The organism is Alteromonas sp. D210916BOD_24 (assembly GCF_047159385.1).
GTDB lineage: Bacteria > Pseudomonadota > Gammaproteobacteria > Enterobacterales > Alteromonadaceae > Alteromonas.
In genome coordinates this window covers 2,405,192-2,420,416 of record NZ_AP038333.1, presented here as the reverse complement: position 1 = coordinate 2,420,416, position 15,225 = coordinate 2,405,192, and the positions used below count along the sequence as shown (strand labels likewise).

The window sequence follows — 15,225 nt, the reverse complement described above, 5'->3', positions numbered from 1 at the left end:
AGAGGGCTGTAAACCAAATAGCTATTGGCCCGAGTATAAAGGACTACACGTATCAGTTTGTTTAATAGGTAGGGTGTTATGCTGAAGTCGTTTTTAAAGCTTTTCGAAGATAGTAAAGGTGCCGGAAAACGCAAATATACCGTTGAGTTAGCCACAGCAGCACTATTTAGTGAAATAGTCACGGCAGACCAGAAAGTGACCCAAAGTGAACGGGATGAATATCACCGTCAGTTGCAAAGACACGTCAATCTTGAAGACGAGGCAATGGCACTATTGCTAGAAGAAGGTCGTATCACTTCGGACAACGCTGTCGATTTAGTGCAATTTACGCAAGTAATCAATGAACAATGTGATGCAGAAGAAAAACGCGATGTTATACGCAGTTTATGGGCCATTGCTTTTGCTGATGAATCACTTGCGCCACTGGAAGAAAGTACTATCAGACGAGTAGCAGATTTACTGTATGTTCCCCATAGCCAGTTTATAAAAACCAAATTGGAAGTCGTTGATGAGAAAACAGTTTAATTATTGTAACTGGTAGAATAACAATATAAAAAAGTTCCCTTTTTTCGAGTCCTCCCTTACTATTGTTTTCGCAAATGAAAGCAAATTGACATAACGTCTGAAGTGTCGCGTTAAGGGATGTGAAGTGTTTAAATCGTTGAAAGTACCGATTGCCCTTACGGTGGCGATATTAATGTCGGTGCTGACTATCACAGCGTTAGTGGTATCAAAGGCGGAGCACAACGCTTACTTAAAAGTGGTGCTTCAAGAAAATGCAGCTTCACTAAGTAAGACAATGGCCTTACAGCTTCTTGCCGCCATGCAGCATTCTCCCGATGACAAGGCGCTGTACTCAGAGATTATGCAACCAGTTAGGGAGCACCCCTACGTTGTATCAGCGGTGTTATATGACGTTAACTACGACGTTATTTCTCAGATAACACAACGGGCAAATGCCACTGAATTAAATCCGAAAATACCGACTTCTCCTAAGGGGGTTCCTTTCGGTATTGCATTTAATGACGATTTCATTGTAGTTCATCACCTTATCGGCAGTGACCTGTACCCATATGGTCACATTATTATCAGTATCGATCCTACTTTGTATGCCTCGGCCAGTGCCTCACTAACTTCAATGAGTATGATACCTGTGTTGATGGGGATTTGGTTATTGTGTGTCTGCATGTGCACATACCTTCTTTATCATCTTATAGCGCCGGTTACGTCGCTAAAGAAATTTACCCAAGACGTTTTCGAATCTAAAGATTACTCGTTGAGAAGTGTCTACTCCTCCGACAATGAAATTGGTCGCCTCTCTCATAATATCAACAGTTTGCTGGATACTATTGAAGTTGAGTTATTGATAAATTTCGAGCAAAAGCAAACCCTTGTTGACCAACAAGAGACCATGTCTAGACTGGCGAATATTGACAGTTTGACAGGCCTGCCTAATCGGCAATTCGTGCTTGATAGTTTGCGTTTAGAGTTGGCTCGCGCTAAGCGAAGTAATGAAGATCTTATGCTACTGTTCTTCGACCTCGATGGATTCAAAGGAATTAATGACTCTCTGGGGCACGAGACCGGCGACCTAGTGCTAATTGAAGTGGCTGAACGCGTACAAAAATTATTGCGAGATGACGACTTATTTGCGCGTTTGGGCGGTGATGAATTTCTGGTACTGCCAGATAGAGAAGTGTCTGCTAGCGCTGCCGAGAGTTTGGCAACAAGGATGATAGGTGCATTTGATGAGCCCTTTGAACTAAAAGGATTATCATTGACGGTCGGACTCAGTGTGGGGATTGCTACGGCTTCGGACGCAAACTACGATCTCAGTGAGTTGATGAGTAATGCCGATTTGGCCATGTACCGCTCGAAAGCGAGAGGAAGAGGTAGTTTTACCTTATTTACCCCCGACATGGTTGAGACACACAAACGCAAATTGCTATTGGCCAACGACATTGACAGGGGGATCTCCAATGACGAGTTTGTATTGTATTACCAGGTCAAGGTGAATAATAAAGGGCAGGTCATCGGCGTGGAAGCACTTGTGAGATGGCGCCACCCAGAATTTGGGCTGGTTATGCCTTGCGAATTTATTCCGATTGCGGAACAGGGCGGCAAAATTAGCGCAATTAGTCATTGGGTAATAAGACGTGTGTGTTTGGATATGAGCAAAATTAAGTCATGGGCGCCACCCTCTTTTAGGGTATCCATTAACTTATCGGGTCATGACTTGCGCAATGCACAACTGTTTGATCAAATTTATAACACCTTTACATTGTTTGAGATCAATCCAGAAAATATTGAATTTGAAGTAACCGAAAGTGCCTATTTGGAGAATTTTGCGTTGTCTAACAAGTTGTTCAGACGAATGGGCAACATGGGGTGTGCTATCGCCCTTGATGATTTCGGCACTGGCTATTCGTCGTTGAGCTATTTGACTCAAATAAATATAGACACTTTGAAAATAGATCGGCAGTTTGTCACAGAAATTCAATCTTCAGAGCGCAGTCGACTCGTGACCGGGGCAATTATTGATTTGGCTAAGAGACTTTCTCTATCAGTGTGCGCCGAGGGGATTGAAAACCACGAACAGTGGGATTACCTCATCCAACACGGCTGCGACAGTGTGCAAGGGTTCATGTTTAGCGAACCTTTACCTCTTGAAGATTTAATTGTTTCCCCCCTTAATTATTCTCGGCGTCGCCAAGTTCAATAGCTGCGCATCATATATATGGCGCAAAGCGGGTCATATCCTAGGTCATTACGTTATATCTATGCGGGTGTTTCTTTTTTGCAACATGTTGAGACATTTCTACCGACTCATTCTCCTTTTTGTTTATCAAGTTTTTGATAATTAATGCTTTTATTGAATTGGTCTGAAAATGGCATAAGACATATTGTCAAACGCGAAAGTGGCACCACTATTCGTTTTAACGGGGCCATTAACATCTTCAGTAGAAGTTGTTGTTACGTTATCGATATTATTGAAGACGCGGGAGAAGAAGGACTTTTACAAGCACTTTGCGGAGGATTCATGATGAAACGTCTCGAAAAAGTATTTTTAGCACTATGCGCTATTGCTGCCGTGCAAGCAATTTCAGTGGCAGATGCTCACGCCTCTGAAGTAAAAACGTTAATGAAACATCTCGATACAGACAATGATGGTTTGATTTCTTTAAAAGAGGCAGTTCGCCATACAGAACTACTGCGTAATTTCGGGCTTATCGACGATGATCACGATGGTAAACTGTCTGAAACGGAACTTGCCAAGAGTAAGTTAACACCAAAAGCCATTACCTTAGCAGCGAATCAAGCATAGATAATGGTTCCAGTGGGTGTTTATACTGAAGCAGCCACTGGGGCAAATAATAATAATATTATGAGGGTAAGGTTCTGATAAACAAATTTTCGTTTGGTGAACGTCTGGTGCAATTAGGTTCACTGAGGCAATTGACGTTAGGTAGTTTTGTACTGGCCCTTATTCCTCTGGTTGCTTTGCTATGGCAGAGTCAAAGTGATCTCGCCAAAGTGGGGCAGATGACCACACTGGAAACTCGCTTTGTAGTAGATGTAGTCAGTGATATGCAGCGATTAGACAACGCCGCTGTGGATCTTGAGCGAAGCATCAGACAATTCGAAGTGCTGCGCAATGATCAGGTGGCGTTGTTATCGGACAATGCCATCGACCAATTTGCCGTTGCCGCTGACAACCTTTGCCAAGCTCTGTCGGTACCGGCGATTTGCACAAGACTGTCAGAACAACTTAGCCAATTGGCTGAATATCGTAATATTGAAGATCAATTGTTGCTGAACGCTTACCTTGCGACGGTGACCGATAGTGTTGATCAACTTCGAGATGAAGTGGAAAGCGCCATTAATGAGCGGGTTAAACTTCAGCAAGATGACCTGAATGCCATGCAAGCGAAACAGGCGTGGTCAACTGCGATGCTGGTTAGTGTCTCATTATTACTGATTTTGTTAGGTAGTCAGCTGATAGTAAACCCAGTCAATAACCTCAAGAAAATCATTCGTATTATGGCGCATAGCGATGGACAACTTCCACCTTTATCCCGCCAGGCTCCTCGAGAATTAATTGACGTCGAAAAGGATCTACACTGGTTGTATGAACGACTTCAACAGCTAGAACACATCAGAACAGCATTATTAAGGCATGCCGCTCATGAGCTTAAAACTCCCTTAGCCAGTATTAAAGAAGGATGTAGCTTACTGTCGGAAAATGTGGTGGGGGAGCTCAATAGTGCTCAACGGGAGGTGCTTGCTTTGCTAACTGCCAGTACGCAAAGACTAAATACCTTGGTAGAGAAACTACTGGACTACAATTTACTGCTACAGCAAGCTCAGCCCAAAATGGTGTGGTGTAACCCCAGCCCTCTGATTGCGTCATGCTTAGAAGACTATGCGCTTGCCATTCAAGATAGGGAGGTCACTGTCAACATTGCATGCGATCAAGTAAGTGTTGACGAAGAATTATTCAGGCGAATTCTGGACAATCTGGTGTCAAATGCCGTTGCGCACGGAGCGGTGGGTAGACCGATTAACATTAATTTATATCGTCTAGGCAGTGACTTGGTCCTCGATGTCGCGAATCGTGGAAAGCGCATTTCCCCTGAGTCGGTGCCAAAACTATTTGAACCTTTTATTCGAGGTAGTGAGCCAAGAAACGACAACGTTATTGGAACCGGACTGGGTTTATCTATCGTTGCTGACTGCGCAAGGCTGATGCATGGTGATGTACGGGTAGTCGATGTAGACTATGCCGATGTGTGCTTTAGAGTGACCATAAAGCAACCATAGAGCTACAGGAAAAATAAAAATGAAAAAAAGTGGTTTAATTGTCGCTGCGTTACTACTGACAGGATGTCAGCATTTTTCCCGACAAGGTGACAGTACTACAGAACCAGAAAGGGCGACCGATAGCCCGCGTTTTGCCACAGTAGAACGGCATTTTTGTTTGTTCGATGAGCAAATTGAAGACATGGCGTATAACTGTGATCCACGTTACTGGTTGAACAGGTGGATTGCCGCCGCCAATACGCCGTGGAGTAAGCGAAAGCAGCAGCTAGCAACGTTAGATGCTTCCAAAATGGGAATTTTACACGCCTATATTCTAGCCCTACCCAACGATACGCCTTACCAAATTCGACTGCGCACTCAATTGGCGTTTAACGATATCGCACCTAAATTAACCCCTTCAGCACAGGAAGTAATTAATGTTATTGCGAGAGCACAGAACAATCAGGTAATGGAATTAGAGTCAGCGCTAGTCGTGCTGGAACAAGAGAATACGTCACGCGGCGAAAAACTGAAAACACTGCAACAAGACGCCGCTAACTTACGAACCAAGCTAGAAGAATTGTTGCGTATAGAAGCAACACTGATGGATAAAAACAGGAGTACACAACCGTGAGTAGTAAGGCGAATAGTAAACCTGACTTATTGTTGGTCGATGACGATAAAAGCTTATTGCGATTACTCACCATTCGTCTTGAAGGCGAGGGGTATCAGGTTACTGCGGTAGAAGATGGTCAATCCGCGTTAAGAAAGTTGCAAAACGATAACTTTGACGTGGTATTGAGCGATTTACGCATGCCTGGTTTAGACGGTCTAAGCTTGTTTGAGGAAATAATGGGCATTCGCAAAGATATTCCTGTGATCTTGATGACCGCACACGGCACCATTGCTGATGCTGTAGCGGCCACTCAGCGGGGGGTATTTGGGTTTCTGCCTAAGCCTGTAGATCACGACGAGCTACGCACCTTGCTACAAAAAGCCTTAAGCCAGTCACAGGCGGCGCAACCGGGTGATTGGGCCAAAGACATCATTACGCGGTCGCCTGCAATGCTTAACGTGCTTGATCAAGCATTTCGAATTGCTCAGCGTGAAGTATCGGTATTGATAAGTGGTGCAAGCGGCACAGGGAAAGAACTCTTGGCAAATGCTATCCACAAAGCGAGCAACCGAAGCAATAAACCCTTCGTGGCGATAAACTGTGGTGCGCTTCCTGAAAATTTATTGGAGTCCGAGTTGTTCGGGCACGCCAAAGGGGCGTTTACTGGCGCGGTGTCGGCACATCCTGGATTGTTCAGAGAAGCGGATGGGGGCACGCTGTTTTTAGATGAAATTGGCGATATGCCAATGACCCTTCAAGTTAAGCTGTTACGCGCCTTGCAGGAACGTCAAATTAGGCCAGTGGGCAGCAGTAAACACATCGATATCGATGTGCGTATTATCTCTGCTACCCATAAAGACTTGCACAAAGAGATGGAGGAAGGGACATTCCGGGAAGATTTGTACTACCGGCTCAACGTAGTTAATCTCAAACTACCCTCGTTAAAATCGCGCAGTGAAGATATACCATTGCTTGCCCGTTCGTTATTACAGCAAAGTGCACAGCGCCATGCTGTCAATGTTAGTCAGTTTTCCGATGATGCCATGCAGCAGCTGGTAACCTCATCCTGGCCGGGTAATGTGCGTCAGCTGGTCAATGTGGTTGAACAGTGTGTGGCGTTAACGCAAACCCCAGTTATTCCTTTGCACTTGGTTGAGCAAGCCTTATCTGCGACAAAGCAGAGCTGGCCGACGTTGACCGAAGCACGTGATGCCTTTGAGCAACAATATTTACACAAGCTACTGAAAATGACCGATGGTAATGTTACCCGCGCTGCCGAATTAGCTGGGCGTAACCGTACCGATATGCATAAACTAATGAAAAAGCACGATTTGGACGCTGCCGATTTTAGAGCCAGTGGTGCCTAGTTTTATAACGGAAATTTATAACGAGAAGCACGTCAATCGCACACCCTCCTTGATAAAACAACCTGCGAAGGTGATTTCATACAAGTAAAGCGCGCCCGCCCAGTCAGGACTAAAACAAGCTGTTTTGCGCGGGCTGGGTGCGAATTGCTAAGTTGGTAATTGGCGGTCCTGGCGTGCGCGCATTGTATAAATCAACAAATTGCTGAGCGAGCCAAGGCGCATCTTTATTATCAGGCCGATGGCAGAAGAAATAAACGTCCTTACCTTGTGTCTGCCAATGAAGGACTTTGCTGACCCAAGGGATAAGACAGCGCTCGTTGTCATCGCTGTTGTCATTTCCCACAAATCTCACAACAGGGCACTGGCCTGTTGCAATAACATTCACAGGGACGCGAGGTTTTTTACGGCGTACTTCTGCTAAAAGCTCACTGTCACAGGGGCCGGTAAAAAGGGCTCGGGTATCCATAATAACGCGATTGGCGTTGTATTGAATAAGCAATTGATTCAGCTTCTTTTCGTCGTCACCTTTGGCGAAAAAAGCAAGGTGACGCACTTCAACAGCCACGTTTATCCCGTGGGGTAACAGGCTTAAAAAGCGCCCGAGGCTATCAAGCTTGTCGGGGCTAAACGAGGCGGGAAGTTGCAACATCATTAAGCCTAATTTTTCTTTTAATGGGGCGAGCAGTTCAAGTTGTTGTATGACGTCTTCGTGGCAGTGTTGCAATTGATGCACATGAGAAATATTTTGGTGAAATTTAAAGGTAAAGCGAAAATCATCACTCACCGCGTCGCGCCATCGCAAAACCGCTTCTTTGTGAGGTAGCGAATAAAACGTGGTATTGCCTTCTACTGAATTAACTTCCTGACAATAGAGCGACAGCGGGTTTTGCGTTTTGGGATAATTGGCAAACCACGTCTGCGGCCAATGGCTGTGTTGCCACATTGGTAAGCCAATGTATATTTTTCCGCGAGATATGGCTGATTTGTGCATATTTGTCATTGGGCTTTAGGAAGCATTTGTTTATACTATGCGGCCTTTAAATCATTACATTATGCATGAAGTGGGCAGGCCAACTAACTGGCCAGCAAGTTTACGTGATTTTAGTCAAACTAATAAGCCCGAAACCGCGCTCAAATTTACGCCAGTTTCACTGCATGCCAAGCAAGAAAAAATATCAGGGGTCAAGGACCATGCGCACAGATTACTGTGGGAATATCGATTCATCATACATTGGACAAGAAGTCACCCTTTGCGGGTGGGTTAATAAGCGTCGCGATTTAGGCGGTGTCATCTTTATCGACTTGCGTGACCGCGAAGGTATTGTGCAAGTGGTTTTCGACCCAGATCTTCCTGAGGTGCTGTCAATCGCCAATACTCTGCGCAGCGAATTCTGCGTTAAGTTAACCGGTAAAGTACGCGCGCGCCCGGAAGGCCAGGTGAACAAAGACATGCGTACCGGTGAAATTGAAATACTGGGTACGGGTCTTGAAGTGATCAATAAGTCTGATGTGTTACCCCTTGACTGGAACCAAGAGAACTCAGAAGAGCAGCGTCTTCGCTACCGCTACCTCGATCTTCGTCGCCCGGTAATGAGCCAACGCTTACAGTTCCGTGCAAAAGTAACTGGTGCAGTGCGCCGCTTTTTGGAAGAAGAAGGTTTCCTCGATATCGAAACCCCTATTCTTACTAAGGCAACACCAGAAGGTGCACGTGACTACTTGGTGCCAAGCCGTACTCACAAAGGCGAATTCTTCGCGCTTCCACAATCGCCACAGCTGTTTAAACAGCTTCTGATGATGTCGGGCATGGACCGTTACTATCAAATCGTTAAGTGCTTCCGCGATGAAGACTTACGCGCAGATCGTCAGCCAGAATTTACCCAAATCGATATTGAGACCACGTTCTTAGATGCCGATGGTGTGATGTCTATTACCGAGCGCATGATCCGCGACTTGTTCAACAAAATGCTAAACGTTGACCTTGGTGACTTCCCGCGCATGACTTATAAAGAAGCCATGACGCGCTTTGGTAGCGACAAGCCAGACCTGCGTAACCCACTAGAGTTAACAGACGTTGCAGACTTACTTGCTAATGTTGACTTTAAAGTATTCAGCGGCCCGGCAAACGATCCGAAAGGTCGCGTTGCGGCTATTCGCGTACCTGGCGGCGCGTCACTCTCGCGTAAACAAATTGATGACTACACCAAGTTTGTAGGTATTTACGGCGCGAAAGGCTTAGCGTGGGTTAAAGTTAACGACGCTAGCACTGGACTTGAAGGTCTACAGTCGCCAATCCTTAAATTCCTTAATGAAGATATCACTAACGCCATGCTAGAGCGCACTGGCGCGCAAAGTGGCGATATTCTACTGTTCGGTGCAGACAGCTACACAGTGGTTACCGAAGCAATGGGCGCGCTTCGTCTTAAGCTTGGTGAAGACTTCGAGCTGCTAGAAGGCGAGTGGAAGCCGCTTTGGGTCGTTGACTTCCCAATGTTTGAAGAATTTGACGGTCAGCTTCACGCTATCCACCACCCGTTTACTGCGCCACGTGGTTTAACGCCAGAAGAACTTAAAGCTAACCCAGCTGAAGCCTTATCTGACGCGTACGATATGGTATTAAACGGTGTGGAGTTAGGCGGTGGTTCTGTGCGTATTCACAACGAAGACATGCAATCTACCGTTTTCAACATTCTTGGCATTGACGATGAAGAAGCGAAGAACAAATTTGGTTTCTTGCTAGATGCACTGCGCTTTGGTGCGCCGCCACACGCGGGTCTTGCGTTTGGTCTAGACCGCCTAGTAATGCTGATGACAGGTGCAACCTCTATTCGTGACGTAATGGCGTTCCCGAAAACAACCACAGCAGCCTGTCCGTTAACCTCTGCGCCTAGCCCTGCTAATCCACAGCAATTAGAAGAGTTGGCAATTGCAACGGTGAAAAAGCAATCTTAATTTATGGCCTATAAGAAGCCTGAATCTGCACTGGTGGTATTGTACGATCAATACCACCGAGTGTTGCTTTTACAGCGACAGGACGACCCTACCTTCTGGCAGTCGGTAACCGGTGCATTAGAAGAAGGTGAGTTGCCTATCGACACCGCGTACCGAGAAGTCAATGAAGAGACTGGCATAGACGCTAAAGCACACGGCTTTCTCATCCACCAACACAACAAACAGAATCAATACGAAATTCGCAATCGATGGCGACATCGATATCCCCCCGGCACTGTATTCAACATAGAACACGTTTTCTCATTGCAAATAGACAGTGACTTACCCATTACCTTAAGTGAACATCTGCAGTACGAGTGGGTGTCAAAGGAAGACGCATTAAGTAGATTGTGGTCACCTTCTAATAAAGAAGCGGTATCTTTGTTTGTACCGAGTGTGTCTTAATGGTTATACTGGGTATAGATCCAGGTTCTCGGATCACGGGCTATGGTTTAATTGTTCGCAAGCAAGGTAAATTGGTGTATGTGGCCAGTGGATGTATACGGGTCGGAAACGCTGAATTGCCTGAGCGATTAAATAATATATATATGGGGATCAGTGACATTATTGGGCAGTACAAACCCACCCATTTCGCGATTGAACAAGTGTTTATGGCAAAGAACCCCGATTCAGCGCTTAAATTAGGCCAGGCACGAGGCGCAGCTATCGTTGCCGCAACGCAGGCACAACTGCCTGTTGCGGAGTACAGTGCCAGGCAAATTAAGCAAGCGGTGGTGGGAAAGGGAAGTGCGGATAAGTCGCAAGTTCAACACATGGTTAAGCACCTGTTAACGTTAAATGGTACTCCCCAGGCAGATGCCGCTGATGCATTAGCCGTAGCCCTGTGTCACGCCCATACCGAGCAAAGCCTGATTAATATGGCAGGACAAGCGCGCAAAACGGTAAGAGGGCGCTTGCGCTAAGCGCTGCCTGATAAACGCTTTCAAAGAGATTTTTCATGATTGGACGAATTCGCGGTACGTTGGCTGAGAAACAGCCACCAGAAATTCTTGTAGACGTAGCGGGAGTAGGCTACGAAATTCACATGCCTATGACCAGTTTTTATCAACTGCCTGCGGTGGGTGAAGAAGTGGTAGTGTATACCCATTTTGTAGTGCGCGAAGACGCCCAGTTACTGTTTGGTTTTGCCGACAAAATGGAACGTGGCTTGTTTCGTGAGCTCATAAAAGCTAACGGCGTGGGCCCGAAACTGGGGCTGACCATTTTATCGGGTATGTCTGCGACGCAATTTTTAGCCAGTGTACAAAATGAAGATGTCTCAGCACTGGTAAGTTTGCCGGGGATCGGTAAGAAAACCGCTGAGCGCTTAGTGGTTGAGCTTAAAGATCGTCTGGCCAAATTTGGTAAGACACAGAGTATCGTGGTGCCTCCACCGAGTAGCGATCTTTTATCTGGCAGTACAATTGTTGCTGTTAATGACGCGCGGGAAGAAGCACAGAGTGCGTTAATTGCCTTAGGTTATAAACCTGCACAGGCAAGTAAATTGGTAGACAGTGTCTATCGCGACGGGATGGAAAGCGAAGCACTTATTCGCGAAGCACTGAAAGCGGCTATTTAAGTCGCGGATTAAGCTGGTGAGCGCTTGTTTTACTCCCTCACCCATGGATATCGTTAAAGTAGAATTAGCATGATTGAAGCCGACAGATTGATTACGCCGGATGCCAGTAGTGAAGACGAGGTCATTGATCGCGCCATTCGTCCAAAAATGTTGGACGACTATACGGGCCAGCCTCACGTGTGTGAGCAAATGGAAATCTTTATTCAAGCGGCGCGAAATCGTGACGATGCGTTAGATCATTTGCTTATCTTCGGTCCTCCTGGTCTAGGTAAAACGACCCTCGCCAATATTGTTGCCAATGAGATGGGCGTAAATATCAAAACCACCTCCGGGCCAGTACTTGAGAAAGCCGGTGATTTAGCGGCGTTACTGACCAATTTAGAGCGAAATGATGTCCTTTTTATCGACGAAATACATCGTTTGAGCCCAGTGGTTGAAGAAATTCTCTATCCTGCCATGGAAGATTACCAGCTTGATATCATGATAGGCGAAGGGCCTGCTGCCCGTTCAATCAAATTAGATTTGCCGCCATTTACCCTCGTGGGGGCGACAACCCGTGCGGGGTCACTAACATCCCCGTTGCGCGATCGTTTTGGTATTGTTCAACGTCTTGAATTTTATTCTGTAAAAGACTTGACCAGCATTGTCGCCAGAAGTGCCAGCTTCCTCAATTTGCCAATGAACGAAGAAGGAGCAGAAGAAGTCGCGCGTCGCTCTCGTGGTACGCCGCGTATTGCTAACCGTTTACTGCGTCGGGTTAGGGATTACGCAGAGATTAAGGCTGATGGCACGGTGGGCGCTGATATTGCCGCGAAGGCCTTGGACATGCTGGACGTGGACAAAGAAGGCTTCGACTATATGGATCGCAAATTGCTTACGGCAATCATCGAGAAGTTTGATGGTGGACCGGTAGGCTTAGACAATCTCGCCGCTGCTATAGGGGAAGAGAAAGAAACTATTGAAGATGTTATTGAGCCATTTCTTATTCAACAGGGCTTTCTTCAACGCACTCCGCGAGGACGTATTGTGTCAAATCGCGCGTACCTGCATTTCGGATTTACCCCGTCAAAGTAAAACTTCTTATGACCGTCACTGAGGATAACACTTCAGTGATGGCATGCATTTTATTCAGTGATATGAAAAAAAGACAAAAAAAACCCGCTCAGGGAGCGGGCTAAAACAACAAGTGTTGAAGGAAATAAATCCAGGGAACTCATGTCTAACAGGAGAGTTACTCTTAGGTGACCGTGCCTTGCACCATCACGCTCTGTATGACTGATGGAGCGCATTATAGAGCGCTTCGGAAAAACTACAATTGAGTAAAATTATTGCTTAGCATTAGTTTTTATAATGTGTTAAAGCTTTGTTTAACTGCCGTTTAATTTTGTTTAAGCTGTTCTATATAAAGGGTTGGAGACAGTTTTGTTAGCGTCGCTTGTCGTGATAATTTGTTATTTTATCTATGAATTGGATTAATAAATTTTTTGTTTGAGGAATAGTTATGCATCTACATCAGGTAAGAGTGTATTACGAAGATACCGATGCTGGCGGTATTGTGTATTATGCGAATTACCTTAAATTCATGGAACGCGCCCGTACTGAGTGGCTTCGAGAGCTCGGATTTGAGCAAGACACTTTAATGGAACAATCCATCGCTTTTGTCGTCAAACGCGTTGAGATGCATAACTATGCGCCCGCGCGGTTCAATCAACTGTTGAGTATTGAAACTCGCGTTGTAGAATTGAAAGGCGCTAGTATGACGTTTCAGCAAATTATTAAAAATGAACAAGGCGTTACATTGGTATCGGGAGATATCATGGTTGCCTGCGTCGATTTGGCGGTTATGAAGCCAAAAAGATTACCACGTACTTTGTTAGGGGAAATTTCGCGTGTCATCTGATCTCACTTTTATCGGCTTGTTTTTGCAAGCAAGTTTTATCGTTCAACTGGTAATGCTGTTATTACTTAGTGTATCAATAGCGTCGTGGACGTTTATCTTTCAGCGCAGTAAGGCACTTTCTGCTGCACGCAGTGAAATGCGCCAATTTGAAGATAAGTTTTGGTCAGGTGCTGACTTGAACCGCTTATATCAAGAATTGTCAGCTAGAACGAATTTATCGGGTATGGGAAGCATCTTCTGTGCGGGCTTTAAAGAATTTGTCCGTCTTCGCAAGTCGAACACCGCGACAAATGGCATTGTAGACGGTACCTACCGCGCCATGCGTGTATCTATGTCACGCCAGGTGGAAGAACTCGAAAGCCGCTTACCATTTTTAGCCACAGCAGGCTCAATTAGCCCATATATCGGCCTGTTTGGTACGGTATGGGGTATCATGAATGCATTTATTGCATTGGGTGAAGTACAGCAAGCCACTTTGGCGATGGTAGCACCGGGTATTGCAGAAGCGCTTATTGCTACCGCAATCGGCCTATTTGCAGCAATTCCTGCCGTTATTGCTTATAACCGTTTCAGCCATCAGGTTGAAAAACTGGAAAACAGTTACGGTAACTTTATGGAAGAGTTCTCAGCAATTCTTCACCGCCAAGCGGTTGCTGCGCAAGCACAACAACAAGCCTAAGCGTTTACATTCCAAACGGAGGACTTGTTATGTACGTAAGAAAACGCCGCAGACCGGTATCAGAGATAAACGTCGTGCCCTACATTGATGTCATGTTGGTATTGCTGATTATTTTTATGGTAACGGCGCCGCTTATTTCTCAGGGGGTAAAAGTAGATTTACCCAAAGCTAGCGCAAATCCTATCGATCAAGAGGACACGCCACCGATTATTGCGTCAGTAGACGTAAAAGGTCGTTATTTTCTAAACGTTGGGAACGATCAGGAATCACCGATCAGTAAAGAGGAACTGGGGGCAATTGTAAAAGCGCAGCTGCAAAAAGAACCGAATACGCCTGTTGTCGTAAAAGGAGATGGTCAAGTAGCGTATAACGAAGTCATTCAGCTTATGGTGCTATTACAGCAGGCTGGCGTGCCGTCGGTAGGTTTAATGACAGATCCCGTTGAGTAATATTGATATGTCAACACCTGATAGGTCGACTCCCGCGACGCCCAAAAAGTCCAGTAGCACAATTTCCCCAGAGCAACTTGGGTTGTATAAGTCTCTGGGATTGCACGCGATATTAGCTATACTGTTGCTAATTAGCGTCAGTTTTTCTCCTGATCCGCTGCCTAGTCTTCCTGCTAACGCACCTGTAATAGAAGCGATTTTTATTGACGCCCAAGCCATTGCAGATGAAAAACGAGCTAAAGTACAAGCCGAAGCGCAAGCCCGTGCTGAGGAACAGGAAAAGCAGCGAAAAGCACAAGCAGAGCTTGAGAAAAAACGACAGCAAGCTGCTGCCGCTAAGCGTGCCAGAGAGAAACGAGAGGCCGAAGCGGCCGAGGTCAAACGACAAAAAGAACTCGAACGATTAGCGGCACAAAAAGAGCAAGAACGTAAAGAACGTGAGGCACAAGCAAAAGCAGAGGCTGAGCGTAAGAAGAAAGAAGCGGCTGAACGTGCGGAAATGGAAAGGATCATGCAAGAGCAGCTGGCACAAGAGCGCGCGGCTCAGCAGGAGCGCAGGCGCAAACAAGTGCTGACTGAGGTTGAGCGTTATACTGCGCTTATACAGCAAACTATCAAGCGCAACTTGTACTCTGACGACAGCTTTCAAGGAAAAACCTGTCGCTTGAACATTAAATTGGCAACGACAGGGTTTGTCACCAGCATACGGGTGCTTGGGGGAAATGATGCACTTTGTCGAGCAGCAGAAAGCGCAGTACGAAGAGCAGAAAAATTACCGGTGTCAGAAGCCCCTGACGTGTACGAACAGCTAAAAGACATTACGTTAAAAGTGGAATTATAGTGG

Annotated in this window: 16 protein-coding genes; 15 read left to right on the top strand and 1 reads right to left on the bottom strand. The window is 45.9% G+C overall.

Annotated elements, in window-relative coordinates:
* Positions 1-78 precede the first annotated feature (78 nt).
* From ACMCM8_RS10605 to ACMCM8_RS10580, 6 genes are all read left to right on the top strand, one after another.
* A complete protein-coding gene (locus ACMCM8_RS10605; RefSeq protein ID WP_412722596.1) occupies positions 79-525 on the top strand; it encodes a TerB family tellurite resistance protein in 447 nt (148 codons plus the stop codon).
* A 124-nt stretch (positions 526-649) separates the two neighbouring features.
* Positions 650-2,722: a putative bifunctional diguanylate cyclase/phosphodiesterase gene (locus ACMCM8_RS10600; RefSeq protein ID WP_412722595.1), complete on the top strand. Its 2,073-nt coding sequence runs from the start codon at positions 650-652 to the stop codon at positions 2,720-2,722.
* 141 nt (positions 2,723-2,863) lie between these two features.
* Positions 2,864-3,325, top strand: coding sequence for an EF-hand domain-containing protein (locus ACMCM8_RS10595; protein ID WP_412722594.1), 462 nt, complete (start codon positions 2,864-2,866; stop codon positions 3,323-3,325).
* Positions 3,326-3,429: 104 nt separating this feature from the next.
* On the top strand, positions 3,430-4,821 hold the full coding sequence (locus ACMCM8_RS10590; protein ID WP_412727686.1) for a sensor histidine kinase: 1,392 nt from the start codon (positions 3,430-3,432) through the stop codon (positions 4,819-4,821).
* A 19-nt stretch (positions 4,822-4,840) separates the two neighbouring features.
* On the top strand, positions 4,841-5,434 hold the full coding sequence (locus ACMCM8_RS10585; protein WP_412722593.1) for a hypothetical protein: 594 nt from the start codon (positions 4,841-4,843) through the stop codon (positions 5,432-5,434).
* Positions 5,431-6,783: a sigma 54-interacting transcriptional regulator gene (locus ACMCM8_RS10580; protein ID WP_412722592.1), complete on the top strand. Its 1,353-nt coding sequence runs from the start codon at positions 5,431-5,433 to the stop codon at positions 6,781-6,783. Before ACMCM8_RS10585 ends, ACMCM8_RS10580 begins: the two co-directional genes overlap by 4 nt.
* 109 nt (positions 6,784-6,892) lie before the next feature.
* Here ACMCM8_RS10580 and ACMCM8_RS10575 read toward each other — a convergent pair whose 3' ends face one another.
* Positions 6,893-7,774 carry a DUF72 domain-containing protein gene (locus tag ACMCM8_RS10575; protein WP_412722591.1) on the bottom strand — a complete coding sequence of 294 codons (882 nt, stop codon included), beginning with the start codon at positions 7,772-7,774 and terminating at the stop codon, positions 6,893-6,895.
* Between the two features lie 200 nt (positions 7,775-7,974).
* Between ACMCM8_RS10575 and aspS the strand changes: the two genes are divergently transcribed.
* The 9 genes from aspS (at position 7,975) to tolA (ending at position 15,222) form a co-directional block, all read left to right on the top strand.
* Positions 7,975-9,735 (top strand): aspartate--tRNA ligase, encoded by a 1,761-nt coding sequence (gene aspS / locus ACMCM8_RS10570; protein ID WP_412722590.1) that lies wholly within the window; start codon positions 7,975-7,977, stop codon positions 9,733-9,735.
* A gap of 3 nt (positions 9,736-9,738) precedes the next feature.
* A complete protein-coding gene (gene nudB / locus ACMCM8_RS10565; protein ID WP_412722589.1) occupies positions 9,739-10,179 on the top strand; it encodes a dihydroneopterin triphosphate diphosphatase in 441 nt (146 codons plus the stop codon).
* Positions 10,179-10,697: a crossover junction endodeoxyribonuclease RuvC gene (gene ruvC, locus ACMCM8_RS10560; RefSeq protein ID WP_412722588.1), complete on the top strand. Its 519-nt coding sequence runs from the start codon at positions 10,179-10,181 to the stop codon at positions 10,695-10,697. The genes nudB and ruvC overlap by 1 nt, the downstream gene beginning before the upstream one ends.
* 35 nt (positions 10,698-10,732) lie before the next feature.
* A complete protein-coding gene (gene ruvA / locus ACMCM8_RS10555; protein ID WP_412722587.1) occupies positions 10,733-11,353 on the top strand; it encodes a Holliday junction branch migration protein RuvA in 621 nt (206 codons plus the stop codon).
* 69 nt (positions 11,354-11,422) lie between these two features.
* On the top strand, positions 11,423-12,427 hold the full coding sequence (gene ruvB / locus ACMCM8_RS10550; protein WP_412722586.1) for a Holliday junction branch migration DNA helicase RuvB: 1,005 nt from the start codon (positions 11,423-11,425) through the stop codon (positions 12,425-12,427).
* A 427-nt stretch (positions 12,428-12,854) separates the two neighbouring features.
* Positions 12,855-13,253 carry a tol-pal system-associated acyl-CoA thioesterase gene (gene ybgC, locus ACMCM8_RS10545; protein WP_412722585.1) on the top strand — a complete coding sequence of 133 codons (399 nt, stop codon included), beginning with the start codon at positions 12,855-12,857 and terminating at the stop codon, positions 13,251-13,253.
* Positions 13,243-13,932, top strand: coding sequence for a protein TolQ (gene tolQ / locus ACMCM8_RS10540; protein WP_412722584.1), 690 nt, complete (start codon positions 13,243-13,245; stop codon positions 13,930-13,932). Before ybgC ends, tolQ begins: the two co-directional genes overlap by 11 nt.
* Before the next feature lie 29 nt (positions 13,933-13,961).
* Positions 13,962-14,381 (top strand): protein TolR, encoded by a 420-nt coding sequence (gene tolR, locus ACMCM8_RS10535; protein ID WP_412722583.1) that lies wholly within the window; start codon positions 13,962-13,964, stop codon positions 14,379-14,381.
* Between the two features lie 7 nt (positions 14,382-14,388).
* Complete coding sequence (gene tolA / locus ACMCM8_RS10530) at positions 14,389-15,222, top strand: cell envelope integrity protein TolA (protein ID WP_412722582.1); 834 nt, start codon at positions 14,389-14,391, stop codon at positions 15,220-15,222.
* The last annotated feature ends 3 nt before the right edge of the window (positions 15,223-15,225 follow it).